The 14,086-nt window shown below is 41.0% G+C and carries 14 protein-coding genes; 13 read left to right on the forward strand and 1 reads right to left on the reverse strand.

What is annotated here, in order from left to right; translation table 11 throughout:
* Positions 1 to 101 precede the first annotated feature (101 nt).
* The gene (locus HMPREF2926_RS02070; RefSeq protein ID WP_042759811.1) at positions 102 to 281 is read right to left on the reverse strand and encodes a hypothetical protein; all 180 of its coding nucleotides are present in this window, start codon (positions 279 to 281) and stop codon (positions 102 to 104) included.
* A gap of 150 nt (positions 282 to 431) precedes the next feature.
* On the opposite strand from HMPREF2926_RS02070, the gene rsmH reads away from it, so the two are divergent.
* From rsmH to pepC, 13 genes are all read left to right on the forward strand, one after another.
* The gene (rsmH, locus tag HMPREF2926_RS02075) at positions 432 to 1,382 is read left to right on the forward strand and encodes a 16S rRNA (cytosine(1402)-N(4))-methyltransferase RsmH (RefSeq protein WP_070586286.1); all 951 of its coding nucleotides are present in this window, start codon (positions 432 to 434) and stop codon (positions 1,380 to 1,382) included.
* An 11-nt stretch (positions 1,383 to 1,393) separates the two neighbouring features.
* Positions 1,394 to 1,729, forward strand: a complete 336-nt coding sequence (ftsL, locus tag HMPREF2926_RS02080; protein WP_070586287.1) for a cell division protein FtsL — start codon at positions 1,394 to 1,396, stop codon at positions 1,727 to 1,729.
* The gene (gene pbp2X, locus HMPREF2926_RS02085; RefSeq protein WP_070586288.1) at positions 1,722 to 4,004 is read left to right on the forward strand and encodes a penicillin-binding protein PBP2X; all 2,283 of its coding nucleotides are present in this window, start codon (positions 1,722 to 1,724) and stop codon (positions 4,002 to 4,004) included. Before ftsL ends, pbp2X begins: the two co-directional genes overlap by 8 nt.
* A gap of 1 nt (position 4,005) precedes the next feature.
* The gene (gene mraY / locus HMPREF2926_RS02090; RefSeq protein WP_003014926.1) at positions 4,006 to 4,998 is read left to right on the forward strand and encodes a phospho-N-acetylmuramoyl-pentapeptide-transferase; all 993 of its coding nucleotides are present in this window, start codon (positions 4,006 to 4,008) and stop codon (positions 4,996 to 4,998) included.
* Positions 4,999 to 5,132: 134 nt separating this feature from the next.
* Complete coding sequence (locus HMPREF2926_RS02095) at positions 5,133 to 6,476, forward strand: DEAD/DEAH box helicase (RefSeq protein WP_070586307.1); 1,344 nt, start codon at positions 5,133 to 5,135, stop codon at positions 6,474 to 6,476.
* 196 nt (positions 6,477 to 6,672) lie between these two features.
* Positions 6,673 to 7,473, forward strand: coding sequence for an amino acid ABC transporter permease (locus tag HMPREF2926_RS02100; RefSeq protein WP_024054761.1), 801 nt, complete (start codon positions 6,673 to 6,675; stop codon positions 7,471 to 7,473).
* The gene (locus HMPREF2926_RS02105; protein WP_003003991.1) at positions 7,473 to 8,216 is read left to right on the forward strand and encodes an amino acid ABC transporter ATP-binding protein; all 744 of its coding nucleotides are present in this window, start codon (positions 7,473 to 7,475) and stop codon (positions 8,214 to 8,216) included. Before HMPREF2926_RS02100 ends, HMPREF2926_RS02105 begins: the two co-directional genes overlap by 1 nt.
* A gap of 81 nt (positions 8,217 to 8,297) precedes the next feature.
* Complete coding sequence (locus HMPREF2926_RS02110; protein ID WP_003003995.1) at positions 8,298 to 8,525, forward strand: DUF4059 family protein; 228 nt, start codon at positions 8,298 to 8,300, stop codon at positions 8,523 to 8,525.
* Between the two features lie 58 nt (positions 8,526 to 8,583).
* On the forward strand, positions 8,584 to 9,495 hold the full coding sequence (gene trxB / locus HMPREF2926_RS02115) for a thioredoxin-disulfide reductase (protein WP_070586289.1): 912 nt from the start codon (positions 8,584 to 8,586) through the stop codon (positions 9,493 to 9,495).
* A 139-nt stretch (positions 9,496 to 9,634) separates the two neighbouring features.
* Positions 9,635 to 11,095: a nicotinate phosphoribosyltransferase gene (locus HMPREF2926_RS02120; protein ID WP_049490970.1), complete on the forward strand. Its 1,461-nt coding sequence runs from the start codon at positions 9,635 to 9,637 to the stop codon at positions 11,093 to 11,095.
* Positions 11,092 to 11,916 (forward strand): ammonia-dependent NAD(+) synthetase, encoded by an 825-nt coding sequence (gene nadE, locus HMPREF2926_RS02125; RefSeq protein ID WP_070586290.1) that lies wholly within the window; start codon positions 11,092 to 11,094, stop codon positions 11,914 to 11,916. Before HMPREF2926_RS02120 ends, nadE begins: the two co-directional genes overlap by 4 nt.
* A 209-nt stretch (positions 11,917 to 12,125) precedes the next feature.
* Complete coding sequence (locus tag HMPREF2926_RS02130; protein ID WP_070586291.1) at positions 12,126 to 12,677, forward strand: GNAT family N-acetyltransferase; 552 nt, start codon at positions 12,126 to 12,128, stop codon at positions 12,675 to 12,677.
* A 67-nt stretch (positions 12,678 to 12,744) separates the two neighbouring features.
* Entirely contained in the window at positions 12,745 to 14,079 is a 1,335-nt protein-coding gene (gene pepC, locus HMPREF2926_RS02135; protein ID WP_070586292.1) for an aminopeptidase C, read from the forward strand.
* Positions 14,080 to 14,086: the final 7 nt, after the last annotated feature.

The raw sequence follows: 14,086 nt of genomic DNA on the forward strand, positions 1-14,086 counted from the left end.
GGCTAGGACTTTTGTCCCAGCCTCTTTATTATTTCAGAGCTAGTTTGCTTTTTTTAAGAAATTTCTTGGAGTGATTAAAAGAAAAACAGAGATGGAAGAAATTATTTTTCTTCCATCTCTGTTTTTTGTCCTTGAATGGCTTTTTTGAACCACCAAAGTGAACCGACTAGGATCAGGGCAGCAAGCCAAAAAATCCAAGCCTCAATAGTGGTTAGAAAAAAGTAGAGAGCGATAGCATCGACCAATAAAAGTGGGATGAGAATCTGTTTTCTTATTTTCATAAGAATATTGTATCATAAATTCTAGAGGAAACAAATGAAATCAAGCCTTTCTAAGTATTTTGTAGGATCTGAAAAGGTCCGATAGGGTTAGTTAGTGAATTTTCTTTCAGGAGTGCATCTTGGTCCCATTTGTGGTAAAATAGTAAAGATATGAGTAAAGAATTTCATCATGTAACGGTTTTGCTTCATGAAACGATCGATATGCTGGATGTTAAGCCAGATGGGATCTATGTAGACGCCACATTGGGTGGGGCAGGCCACAGCGAATATTTGTTAACAAAATTAAATGAATCGGGCCATCTTTATGCCTTTGACCAAGATCAGCATGCAATTGAGAATGCTAAGATTCGTTTAGCTCCATTCATCGAGAAAGGCATGGTGACCTTCATTAAGGATAACTTTCGTCATTTGAAGGAACGTCTAAACGAATTGGGTGTGACTGAAATTGATGGAATCTGTTATGACCTAGGTGTCTCTAGTCCTCAGTTAGATGAACGGGAACGCGGATTTTCTTACAAGAAAGATGCGCCACTGGACATGCGGATGAATCAAGAAGCTTCCTTGACAGCCTATGAGGTTGTAAATAGCTACGATTACCATGATCTAGTCCGTATTTTTTTCAAATATGGAGAGGACAAATTTTCCAAGCAAATTGCGCGGAAAATTGAGCAAGCACGAGCAATTAAACCGATTGAAACAACGACTGAATTAGCAGAGATTATTAAATCTGCTAAACCAGCTAAGGAGCTCAAGAAAAAGGGCCATCCTGCTAAACAGATTTTCCAAGCCATTCGTATCGAAGTCAATGATGAACTGGGAGCTGCAGATGAATCGATTCAGCAAGCTATGGATTTGTTGGCCCTCGATGGTCGTATTTCTGTGATTACCTTTCATTCGTTAGAGGATCGATTGACCAAACAATTGTTTAAAGAAGCTTCGACGGTTGAGGTTCCAAAGGGACTTCCCTTTATTCCAGATGATTTGAAACCAAAGATGGAGTTGGTCAACCGGAAACCTATTTTGCCAAGTGATGAAGAGCTTGAGGGAAATAATCGATCCCATTCAGCAAAATTACGGGTTGCTCGAAAAATACACAAGTAAGAGGAATTGATATGGCAGCAAGAAATGAGAGAACAAGAACACAGGTACTACAAGACCGCTTTCGCCGTTTCTCTAGAGTAGAAAAGGCTTTTTATGGGTCGATTGTCCTAACAGCTGTTATTTTAGCCATTAGTATCGTCTTTATGCAGACACGGATTTTACAAGTTCAAAGTGAATTGACTGATTTGAATACGGAACTAGAAGCCAAAAAGACGGAATTGGCAGATGTTCGTCAAGAGGTCAATGAATTGACGCGCTATGATCGGTTGTCGAAACTTGCCAGTTCGCAAGGAATGAAGTTACAAAAAGAAAATCGAAAAACAGTGAGTGCAAGTAGTGATGAATAAATTTAAAAAGTTTTTGATTCGGTATTCGGTGAAAAAACGCCGTTTACCGGCTCAAAATCGAAAACAAGTTGGGAAAAACCTCAGTGTACTGGCGATTTTCCTCTTTTTTCTCTTCCTGTTAAATTTTGCTCTGATTATAGGCACCGATAAGAAATTTGGTGTCACCTTATCGGACCAGGCCAAAAAGGTGCATGAAGAAACCGTCATTGTTCCTGCAAAACGAGGCACGATTTACGATCGAAATGGTGCTGTGATTGCAGAAGATGCAACAACCTATAATGTTTATGCGGTTATCGATAAAAAGTACAAGTCTGCTACAGGAAAGATCTTATATGTAGAAGAGAATCAGTTTAAAAAAGTAGCAGAAATCTTTAAGCAGTACTTAGGGATGGATGAGGATTACGTCATTCAACAGTTGTCGCAAAAGAAATTGAAACAGGTTTCTTTTGGCTCGAACGGAAACGGCATCACTTATAGTAATATGACAGCCATTCGTGACGCCATGGAAGCAGCAAAGATCGAGGGGATCGCTTTTACGACGAGTCCAAACCGGAGTTATAAAAATGGGAACTTTGCCTCTCAATTTATCGGTCAAGCTCAATTGATAGAAGATAAAGAAGGCAATAAAACCCTGCAGGGAACAACGGGAATCGAAAAATCCTTGGATCGCATCCTGGGTGGTCAGGATGGCGTTGTGACCTATGAAAAGGATCGCAACGGAAATATTGTGCCAGGATCAGATAAGGTTGCCGTGAAGACAGAAGATGGGAAGGATGTATACACAACCCTTTCTGCGGAACTTCAAACCTATCTCGAAACCCGAATGGATGTTTTCCAAGAAAAAGTAAAAGGAAAGTATGTTAGTGCGACTCTTGTGAGTGCAAAAACTGGAGAAATCCTGGCTACAACGCAACGTCCATCCTATAATGCGGATACCAAACAAGGGTTGGATCTGAAAAACTTGAAAACCTGGAATACCATCCTTTATCAAGGTCAATATGAACCGGGTTCAACGATGAAGGTCATGTTATTAGCTTCGGCGATTGATCATGGAACCTTCCCAGCCTATAATGAAGTATACTACAGTAACGAACTACAAGTAAAAGATGCGACGATTCGTGACTGGGATGTCAATATGGGCTTGATGGATGGACGCTATATGAACATTGCTCAGGGCTTTGCCTATTCTAGTAATATTGGGATGACCAAGCTAGAGCAGAAGATGGGAAATAACGTCTGGATGAATTACCTCCACCGCTTCAAATTTGGTCTCTCTACCCGTTTTGGCATGGGCGATGAGAGTTTTGGAAGCCTTCCGGGTGATAACTATGTTACTCAAGCTATGTCTGCCTTTGGACAAGGGATATCTGTCACCCAAACGCAGATGTTGCGGGCCTTTAGTGCCATCGCTAATGATGGGCAAATGTTGGAGCCGAAGTTTATTAGTGCTATTTACGATAAAAAATCAGACACAGCCCGCAAATCAAAAAAAGAAGTTGTTGGAAAACCAGTTTCAGGATCAGCTGCACAACAGACACGGAACTATATGATCACCGTCGGAACAGATCCAGAGTATGGAACCTTGTACAGTGATGGACCCATCATTCAGGTACCCGGTCAAAACGTTGCAGTGAAATCAGGGACTGCCCAAATTGCGACAGATCAAGGATACTTACAAGGAGAAAATGATTATATCAACTCGGTTGTAGCCATGACACCTGCAGAAGATCCTGAATTCATCATGTATGTGACGGTCCAACAACCAGAAGTGAAATTCTCAGCGACCAGCTGGGAAGAGCTGGTCAATCCTATTTTGGAAGATGCAGTTGCTTTAAAAGACGAATTGCATTTGACATCAGAGGCACCAACGTTGGATGGTGTGACCAAAGAAACGACCTACAAAATCCCTTCAGTAGAAACTCTCTCTAAGGAGTTGAATCTGAAACAAAATTTGAGCCCAGGTGCTTATTCAGAGGAATTGCGTCGCAATTTGGTGCAACCAATTGTCCTAGGAACCGGGAAAAATATCCGCAAAATGTCTGTGGATATAGGCTCTAAAGTCAAAGCCAATCAGCAAGTATTGTTATTGACAGAAGACTTTGATGCGGTTCCAGATATGTATGGTTGGACTAAGAAAAATGCGGACATCTTTGGAGAATGGACTGGAATTGAGATTACCTATAAAGGTAGTGGAAAGAAAGTAACCAAACAAAGTGTCAAAATGAACACCTCACTCAATAAAACTAAAAAGATTACGTTAACATTAGGAGACTAAGATGTATATTGCTACGATCCTTGTATCGTTTCTATTAACAGTGGCTGCTATTCCAGCCTTTATTCGATTTTACCATCGTGCTCATATTTCCGGGCAACAAATGCACGAAGATGTGAAACAACACAAAGCGAAAGCTGGCACTCCGACAATGGGTGGAGTTGTATTTCTCATTACAGCCGTTCTAGTTAGTTTTGTCGTTACCGTATTGACTGGAAATTTCACGCGCCCTGTTCAACTGATTCTATTTATCTTGATTCTATATGGAATTGTTGGATTTTTGGATGACTTTTTAAAAGTCTTTCGTAAGATTAATGAAGGTCTCAACCCAAAACAAAAATTAGCCCTTCAACTTGTTGGTGGAATCATCTTCTATATTTTTTCTGAACGCCACGGTGCAGGAAGCCTTTTGAATGTCTTTGGTTACGATCTTTACTTGGGTCATTTCTACATTCTCTTTGCTTTGTTTTGGTTGGTTGGATTTTCAAACGCGGTCAATTTGACAGATGGGATTGATGGATTAGCCAGCATCTCCGTTGCTATTAGCCTGAGTGCCTATTCCTTTATTGCCTATATGCAAGGAAAATGGGACATTCTCTTTGTGACTTTGAGTATGATTGGGGCCTTGCTTGGATTCTTTGTCTTCAACCACAAGCCGGCTAAAATCTTTATGGGCGATGTCGGTAGTCTAGCTCTTGGAGGGATGCTTGCAGCCTTGTCAATGGCTTTGCATGTCGAGTGGACGCTGCTCTTGATTGGTCTGGTCTATGTCATTGAAACAGGTTCAGTGATGCTACAAGTGACCTATTTCAAATGGACCAAGAAACGTTACGGGGAAGGACGTCGGATTTTCCGAATGACTCCTTTCCACCATCATTTAGAACTGGGTGGCCTTTCTGGCAATGGGCAAAACTGGTCAGAATGGAAAGTGGATGCCTTTATGTGGAGCATTGCCTTGGTGACAAGTGTCGTGACTCTAGTCCTTCTCTACCTATAAAACGACGGTGGGCTTGCCCATCGTTTTTTTGCTGACTCAGAGAGACTTCGCTGGTTAGGAAAAATGACCCATAAGAGAGGCAAGAAGACAGCTTTTCTGATATAATAATAGAGATCATGAAAGGAACTGAGAAAATGAAATTTACAGAGTTTAATTTTAAGCCCTATATTCAAGAGGCACTGAAAGAAATCAATTTTAGAGAAGCAACCGAAGTACAGGAAAAACTAATTCCGATTGTCCTAGCTGGAAATGATTTGGTAGGAGAGTCAAAGACAGGTTCTGGGAAAACCCATACTTTCCTCTTGCCGATTTTTCAAACCTTAAATGAAGACAGTGAGCAAGTTGAAGCGGTCATCACGGCTCCTAGTCGGGAGTTGGCGACGCAAATTTACCAAGCTGCTCGTCAAATCGCTAGTCATTCTGAAAAAGAGATTCGGATTGTAAATTATGTTGGAGGAACGGATAAAAGCCGTCAGATTGAAAAACTGCAGGTCAAACAACCACATATCGTGATTGGAACTCCAGGCCGGATTTATGATCTGGTTGCATCGGGTGATCTGGCTATTCATAAGGCCCATACTTTTGTGGTGGATGAGGCAGATATGACACTGGACATGGGATTCTTGTCTACTGTGGATAAGATTGCTTCAAGTCTTCCGCAACAACTGCAATTTTTAGTTTTTTCAGCCACCATTCCGCAAAAATTGCAGCCTTTCTTGAAAAAATATCTCTCAAACCCAGTCATGGAGCAAATTAAGACTAAGACGGTGATTTCAGATACCATCGATAATTGGCTGGTTTCGACCAAGGGTCGAGATAAAAATGAGCAAATTTACCAATTGACCAAGACCTTGCAACCTTATTTGGCCATGATTTTCGTCAATACAAAAACGAGAGCAGATGATCTCCATGCCTATTTGGTGGCTCAGGGATTGAAAGTGGCAAAGATTCACGGAGATATCCCACCACGTGAACGGAAACGGATCATGAATCAGGTTAAAAATCTTGATTTTGAGTATATTGTGGCCACAGATTTAGCGGCTCGTGGAATTGATATCGAAGGGGTGAGTCATGTCATCAACGATGCTATTCCACAAGATCTTTCTTTCTTTGTCCACCGTGTCGGTCGGACAGGGCGCAATGGTCTACCAGGTGTCGCTATTACTCTTTATCAACCGAGTGATGATTCAGATATCCGTGAACTAGAAAAAATGGGAATTCGTTTCGTACCGAAAGTGTTGAAAAATGGGGTTATTGAAGATACTTATGATCGGGATAGACGGGCCAATCGTGAGAAAAAGCAAGAGAAACTCGATATCGAAATGATTGGTCTGGTGAAGAAGAAAAAGAAAAAAATCAAACCAGGCTACAAGAAAAAAATCAAATGGGCAGTTGATGAAAAGAGGAGAAAAGCTAAGCGAGCTGAAAACCGTGCGCGTGGTCGGGCGGAACGAAAGGCCAAACGCCAAACTTTCTAATCCCTTGTTTCAAATGTTCAGAAGAAAACATAGATTTTCTTTATGAACTCCATAAAGAAAATCTATTAGGAACTTGTCTAAAATTATGATAGACTAAATTTGAGTAGTCTATCATTTTTCTATTTCTGTAGCAATTTTTGGAATTCCGATAGTGAATGTGATAGAATGTTTATGTTTGAGAAAGGAAGTAACAAAAATGTTTACAACTAATCTTTTAGCTGCCAACTGGTATGCTGACTTTTTAAAACACGTTCCAGATAGCAAGCTGTTTAGTTTGAGAGCCGTATTGGATGCATTTCCGGCAGTCATTGGGAAATTGCCTGTGACGATTTTATTAGCCCTAGGAGGCGCATTTTTTGGGATTATTTTTGCCATGATTTTTGCTCTGGTCAAAATTAATCGTGTACGAATTCTTTACCCGATTCAAGCTGTTTTTGTCAGTTTTTTGCGGGGGACTCCTTTGTTGGTTCAGTTGATGTTGACCTATTATGGGATTCCTCTTATTTTAAAAGCGATCAATCAGTCTTATGGAACAGCTTTTAATATTAATGCCATTCCAGCTGAGTTATTTGCAATTGTGGCTCTTGCCTTTAATGAGGCGGCTTATGCGAGTGAGACCATCCGGGCAGCCATTTTATCAGTGGATCCTGGTGAAATTGAGGCAGCGCGTAGTCTTGGAATGACCAACCGTCAAGTTTATCGCCGGATTATTATTCCCAATGCAGCAGTCGTTGCAACTCCTACTTTAATCAACTCTCTCATTGGCTTGACCAAGGGGACCTCGCTAGCCTTTAGTGCCAGTGTAGTTGAAATTTTTGCCCAAGCACGGATTATTGGGGGGAGCGATTTGAAGTACTTTGAACGCTTTATCACGGTATCGATTGTTTACTGGATTGTGAACATTCTCATTGAAATACTAGGCCGTCACATTGAACGTCGACTGGATATTGAGACTCCCGTAGCAATTGATTTACCAGATCAGGAGGTCCGGATCTAATGATTTATATTTCAGAATTATCAAAGACATTTTCAGGTCAAAAGGTTTTAAATAATCTAAGTTTGGAAATTCAAAAAGGGGAAGTCGTGGCCTTAATCGGGTCTTCGGGAGCTGGTAAATCAACCTTCTTACGCAGTTTAAACTATTTGGAAGCTCCAGACAGTGGTAGAATTAAGATTGATGATTTCGAGGTTGATTTTGAGCACATTACCCAAGATCAAATCTTGACCTTAAGAAGAAAATTGGCCATGGTGTTCCAACAGTTTAATTTGTTTGGTAGAAAAACAGCTCTTGAAAATGTGAAAGAAGGGCTCATTGTTGTGAAGGGCTTATCCGACCAAGAAGCAACGAAAATTGCTCGAGAAGAACTGGCAAAAGTCGGCTTATCGGATCGTGAAAATCACTATCCTCGTCACCTCTCAGGTGGACAAAAACAACGGGTGGCTTTGGCCCGTGCCTTGGCCATGAAACCAGAGGTTCTTTTGCTGGATGAACCGACTTCGGCCTTGGATCCAGAATTGGTTGGAGAAGTTGAAAAATCCATTGCCAATGCAGCAAAATCAGGACAAACCATGGTACTGGTCAGCCATGATATGTCTTTTGTAGCGCAAGTAGCAGATAAGGTCCTATTTTTGGATAAAGGACGGATTATTGAATCTGGAACACCAGAGGAAATCATGCAACATCCAAAAGAAGAACGGACAAAAGAATTCTTTGCTAGTTACAAACGGACCTATGTTTGATATAATAGAGGAGAGGTAAGACTCAGCTGGCGATGCTAGCTGGGTTTGTTTTCTGAAAATGTAAAAATATTTGGAGTCGTGATGTTAAATAAATTATTGTCCTTATATTTACAAAGTTTAGTGACGACAACGATTTTAGTTGGGATCGCTTCTTGTATTTGGATTGGCTACCGTGCCCTTAAGAAGAAAGATAAAACAGCCAAGCAACGACAAGCCCATTTGTATGATATCCTCTTAATTGATATCATGACGATTCCTATTTTAACCTTTGCGGTCATAGGGATTTTGTTTATCTTTCAAGCACGATAATTGCAAAAAGACCGTGTTAGAATTATAATGGTTACAACAAAACAGAAAGAGGTTGAGTATGTTTGATACAGTGATTATTGGAGCAGGTCCTGCAGGGATGACTGCTGCCCTTTATGCAGCACGAAGCAATTTAAAGGTCGCATTGATTGAGAGAGGAATTCCAGGCGGTCAAATGAACAATACGTCTGACATTGAAAACTATCCTGGCTATGCGAATATTAGTGGCCCAGACTTGGCTGAAAAAATGTTTGAGCCTTTAGAAAATCTTGGTGTGGAACATTTGTTTGGTCAGGTAGAGCGCATCGAAGACCTCGGAGCAACCAAAAAGATTGTCACAGATGATGGGGAATTTGAAGCTAAAACCGTGGTGATTGCAACAGGGTCTAACCACCGTCCATTGAATGTCCCTGGTGAAGAAGAGCTGAATAGTAGAGGGGTTTCCTACTGTGCTGTTTGTGATGGAGCTTTCTTTAGAGATGAGGATCTTCTAGTCGTTGGTGGTGGCGATTCTGCGGTAGAAGAAGCTGTCTTTTTGACTCAGTTTGCAAAAACAGTGACCATTGCCCATCGTCGTGATCAATTGCGTGCCCAAAAAGTTCTTCAAGATCGTGCCTTTGCCAATGATAAAATTCACTTTGCTTGGAATACGGTTGTTGAAGAAATTAAGGGTGAACAAAAAGTAACGTCTGTCCTTTTAAAAGATGTGAAGACAGGAGAGGTTAGAGAGCAAGCCTTCGGTGGTGTCTTTATCTATGTTGGTTTAGATCCTGTCAGTGATTTTGCGACAGAACTTGGTATTTTAGATGAAAATGGCTGGGTGATCACGGATGATCATATGAGAACCACAGTCCCAGGTGTTTTTGCAGTTGGCGATGTTCGTCAAAAAGATCTACGTCAAGTGACGACAGCCGTCGGAGACGGTGCGATTGCTGGCCAAGAAGTTTATAAATATATCACAGAAAACTTTTAATCCAAAAAAATCTGAGCTTCCTGTCTCAGATTTTTTTCATGCTTTCCTTTCAGTATTCAATAGAGCTGAAATGTGCTATAATGGTACTAATTTTATGGTAGGAATTCATAGAACAAATCTATAAAAAAGAGGTATTCATATGTATCCGGATGACAGTTTAACCTTGCATACTGATTTATACCAAATCAACATGATGCAAGTCTATTTTGATCAAGGTATCCACAATAAACATGCCGTATTTGAAGTCTATTTTCGTCAACAGCCTTTTAAAAACGGCTACGCAGTATTTGCTGGCTTAGAAAGAATTGTGAAATACTTGGAAAACTTGAGTTTTTCTGAGAGCGATATTGCCTATTTAGAGTCACTTGGTTATCATGGGGCCTTCTTGGAATATCTTCGTGATCTCAAGTTGGAATTGACGGTACGTTCTGCTCAAGAAGGAGATTTAGTCTTTGCCAATGAACCAATTGTTCAGGTAGAGGGTCCTCTGGCTCAGTGTCAATTGGTGGAAACAGCCCTTTTGAATATCGTCAACTTTCAAACCTTGATAGCAACAAAAGCTGCTCGTATTCGTTCAGTCATTGAAGATGAGCCTTTGATGGAATTTGGAACACGTCGTGCGCAAGAAATGGATGCTGCCATTTGGGGAACTCGTGCAGCAGTCATCGGAGGGGCCAATGGAACTAGTAATGTTCGTGCAGGAAAACTCTTTGGAATCCCAGTTTTAGGAACCCATGCCCATTCTCTTGTACAAGTATATGGGAATGACTATCAAGCCTTTAAAGCTTATGCGGAAACCCATAAAGATTGTGTCTTCCTCGTCGATACCTATGATACGCTTCGTATTGGGGTCCCTGCTGCTATTCAGGTAGCGCGTGAAATGGGAGATAAGATCAATTTCCTAGGCGTCCGGATTGACTCAGGAGATATTGCTTATATTTCTAAAAAGGTTCGCCAGCAATTAGATGAGGCTGGGTTTACAAATGCTAAAATCTACGCTTCTAATGACTTGGATGAAAATACCATCCTCAACTTAAAAATGCAAAAAGCAAAAATTGATGTTTGGGGTGTAGGAACCAAGTTAATTACAGCTTACGATCAACCAGCGCTTGGAGCGGTATACAAAATTGTCTCTGTTGAAAACGAAGCAGGAGAGATGATCAATACCATCAAGCTTTCCAATAATGCAGAGAAAGTTTCTACACCAGGTAAAAAGCAAGTCTGGCGGATTACCAGCCGTGAAAAAGGTAAGTCAGAAGGGGACTACATCACTTACGATGGAGTAGATGTTTCACAACTGACAGAACTTAAAATGTTCCATCCAACTTATACCTACATTAATAAAACAGTCCGAAACTTTGAGGCGGTTCCTCTTTTAGTGGATATTTTTAAAGAGGGTCAATTGGTTTATCAACTGCCAACATTATCAGAAATTCAAGAATATGCTCGTAAAAATTACGATCAATTATGGGATGAATACAAGCGCGTTCTCAATCCACAGCATTACCCAGTTGACTTGGCCAAAGATATTTGGCAGGATAAGATGGATCTGATCGAGGAAATGCGTAACAAGGCCAATGGAGAAGGAGAAGCAAAATGAGTTTGCAAGAAGAGATTATCCAACAATTGGGTGTCAAGCCTAGCATTGATCCTCAGGAAGAGATTCGCCGCTCGGTTGATTTCTTAAAAAGATATCTAAAAAAACATCCCTTCTTGAAAACATTTGTATTAGGGATCTCAGGAGGACAAGATTCAACTCTTGCTGGACGATTAGCTCAATTAGCCATGGAAGAAATGCGTGCAGAAACAGGAGATGCCTCCTATCAATTTATTGCCGTTCGTCTTCCTTATGGGCTACAAGCAGATGAAGCAGATGCACAAAAAGCATTGGCCTTTATCCAGCCGGATGTTAGCCTGGTTGTGAATATCAAGGAGTCTGCTGACGAAATGGTACGAGCAGTAGAAGCGACTGGAACAGAGGTTTCTGATTTTAACAAAGGCAATATTAAGGCTCGCAGTCGCATGATTGCTCAGTATGCTCTAGCTGGAGCACGCAGCGGAGCGGTGATTGGAACGGATCATGCTGCAGAAAATATTACTGGTTTCTTCACAAAATTTGGAGATGGTGGTGCAGATATTTTACCCCTTTTCCGTTTGAATAAACGCCAAGGAAAACAATTGCTTAAGGCCTTAGGAGCCGATCCTGCTCTTTATGAGAAAATCCCAACAGCAGATTTGGAAGAAGAAAAACCAGGAATAGCAGATGAAGTAGCACTGGGTGTCACCTATAATGAAATCGATGATTACCTAGAAGGCAAACAAGTGAGTCCAGAAGCTCAAGCCACTATTGAAAAATGGTGGTACAAAGGCCAACACAAACGCCACTTGCCAATCACAGTATTTGATCATTTTTGGGAGTAAAAAGGTCCAGTGGACCTTTTTAGCCCGAGTCTTAAAATAGGAGAACGAGGTAGAAATCGGTAACTCGTAGAGTTCTATTTCGTAGTCTCACCATACAATATTGTGAAAAGCATTAAAAAGAAGGGCGGTTTCATCCGTCCTTTTCTTCTAGATTAAAGTAACCAACTTGCAAAGTTCAAGTTGCATGAAAAAATGAAGGGAGACAATCTATGAAGCATCTTGGAAGTCTTGTCATAAAGACGGAGCGTTTATACATGAGGCCTTTCGTTTTGGAAGATGCACCAGCGATGTTTGAAAATTGGGCTTCGGATCCTGAAACCCTGAAATATGTCACTTGGGATGCCCATGCATCTACTGAGAGAACCAGAGAATCGATCAAAAGATGGATCGAACAGTATCGTAAACCAGATACTTATAAATGGGCGCTTTGTTTGAAAACATCACTGGATCAGGTAATTGGAGATATTAGTGTGGTTTCTCAAGACCAGGAAAGTCAATCATGCGAGCTAGGTTATATCCTTGGCAAGAAATTCTGGGGGCGGGGATTCATGACAGAAGCCGTCATAGCTGTTTTGGATTTCTTATTGAACAAAGTCGGATTTAAAGAAATCAAAGCCACTTATGTCAGTTTAAATCCTGCTTCAGGGAAAGTCATGGAAAAGGCAGGAATGCAGTATGTAGAAACCATCCCTCATGCCATTCAACGCAAAGGATATTGCGGGGATAAAATCATCTATTCTAAACAGAATCCCTCTCTATAGGGTGATTTTTACTTGAAGATTCTGCTCAAAGGATTATAATAGTAAATAATGAAAAAAGGAGATTGCTATGTCAGAATTAACGAAAGAATTTACAGACCAGCTCTATGCTAATTATGAAGCAAATGTGAAATATGCGGCTCTTGAAAATGCTGTTACCCACAATGGGATCCATGCATCGCTTGAAACGCGCAAGAGTGCAGTAGAAAATACACCAGTTTTTTCATTTGATTTGACCAAGGATAAGGTGACAAACCAAAAAGCATCTGGACGTTGTTGGATGTTTGCGGCTTTAAATACCTTCCGTCACAAGATGATTTCAAGCTTCCAATTGGAGGATTTTGAATTGTCTCAAGCACATACTTTCTTTTGGGATAAGTATGAAAAATCAAACTGGTTTTTGGAGCAAGTGATTGCTACAGCAGATCAAGAATTGACCAGCCGTAAGGTGGCTTTTCTCCTACAAACCCCACAACAAGATGGTGGTCAATGGGATATGGTGGTATCCCTCTTTGAGAAATACGGAGTGGTTCCAAAATCAGTTTATCCGGAATCGATTTCTTCAAGTAATAGCCGGGAATTGAACACCTACCTCAATAAACTCTTGCGTCAAGATGCGCAAATCTTGCGTGACTTGATTCACTCAGGCGCAGATAGTGAGGCAGTTGCGAGCAAGAAACAAGCGTTGTTGCAAGAAATCTTTAACTTCTTGGCTATGTCTTTAGGATTGCCTCCGCGTGAATTTGACTTTTCATACCGTGATAAGGACAACCAATTCCATACCGAAAGTGGCTTAACTCCACAAAGCTTCTACAAAAAATATGTAGACCTTCAATTAGACGATTACGTCTCCATTATCAATGCCCCAACTACAGATAAGCCATATGGAAAATCTTACACCGTAGATATGCTGGGCAATGTGGTTGGTAGCCGTCCAGTCCGCTACCTAAATGTTCCAATGGATCGATTGAAAGAATTAGCTATTGCTCAAATGAAAGCAGGAGAAACTGTCTGGTTTGGTTCAGATGTAGGCCAAGTCAGCAACCGTAAAGCCGGAATCCTGGCAACAGATGTCTACGATTTTGAAGCAGGCATGGACATTCATTTGACACAAGACAAGGCGGGTCGCTTGGACTATGCAGAAAGTCTCATGACACACGCTATGGTCTTGACAGGGGTTGATTTAGACGAAGCAGGTCAGCCTCGTAAATGGAAGGTTGAAAATTCATGGGGAGACAAGGTCGGTACAGATGGTTACTTTGTGGCTTCTGATGCTTGGATGGATGAATATACCTATCAAATCGTGGTTCGTAAAGAATTCCTAACAGCAGACGAATTAGCAGCCTATGAAGCAGAACCAATTGTCCTAGCACCGTGGGATCCAATGGGAGCTTTAGCAAAATAATGATATA

The organism is Streptococcus sp. HMSC078D09 (genome assembly GCF_001813675.1).
Lineage (GTDB): Bacteria > Bacillota > Bacilli > Lactobacillales > Streptococcaceae > Streptococcus.

Excerpts from the sequence above, each read along its gene's own strand:
- pbp2X (WP_070586288.1), top strand. The coding sequence starts at position 1,722 with ATGAATAAATTTAAAAAGTTTTTGATTCGGTATTCGGTGAAAAAACGC.
- HMPREF2926_RS02095 (WP_070586307.1), top strand. The coding sequence starts at position 5,133 with ATGAAATTTACAGAGTTTAATTTTAAGCCCTATATTCAAGAGGCACTG.
- HMPREF2926_RS02110 (WP_003003995.1), top strand. The coding sequence starts at position 8,298 with ATGTTAAATAAATTATTGTCCTTATATTTACAAAGTTTAGTGACGACA.
- HMPREF2926_RS02070 (WP_042759811.1), bottom strand. The coding sequence starts at position 281 with ATGAAAATAAGAAAACAGATTCTCATCCCACTTTTATTGGTCGATGCT.
- mraY (WP_003014926.1), top strand. The coding sequence starts at position 4,006 with ATGTATATTGCTACGATCCTTGTATCGTTTCTATTAACAGTGGCTGCT.
- ftsL (WP_070586287.1), top strand. The coding sequence starts at position 1,394 with ATGGCAGCAAGAAATGAGAGAACAAGAACACAGGTACTACAAGACCGC.
- rsmH (WP_070586286.1), top strand. The coding sequence starts at position 432 with ATGAGTAAAGAATTTCATCATGTAACGGTTTTGCTTCATGAAACGATC.
- HMPREF2926_RS02120 (WP_049490970.1), top strand. The coding sequence starts at position 9,635 with ATGTATCCGGATGACAGTTTAACCTTGCATACTGATTTATACCAAATC.
- HMPREF2926_RS02130 (WP_070586291.1), top strand. The coding sequence starts at position 12,126 with ATGAAGCATCTTGGAAGTCTTGTCATAAAGACGGAGCGTTTATACATG.
- trxB (WP_070586289.1), top strand. The coding sequence starts at position 8,584 with ATGTTTGATACAGTGATTATTGGAGCAGGTCCTGCAGGGATGACTGCT.
- pepC (WP_070586292.1), top strand. The coding sequence starts at position 12,745 with ATGTCAGAATTAACGAAAGAATTTACAGACCAGCTCTATGCTAATTAT.
- nadE (WP_070586290.1), top strand. The coding sequence starts at position 11,092 with ATGAGTTTGCAAGAAGAGATTATCCAACAATTGGGTGTCAAGCCTAGC.
- HMPREF2926_RS02105 (WP_003003991.1), top strand. The coding sequence starts at position 7,473 with ATGATTTATATTTCAGAATTATCAAAGACATTTTCAGGTCAAAAGGTT.
- HMPREF2926_RS02100 (WP_024054761.1), top strand. The coding sequence starts at position 6,673 with ATGTTTACAACTAATCTTTTAGCTGCCAACTGGTATGCTGACTTTTTA.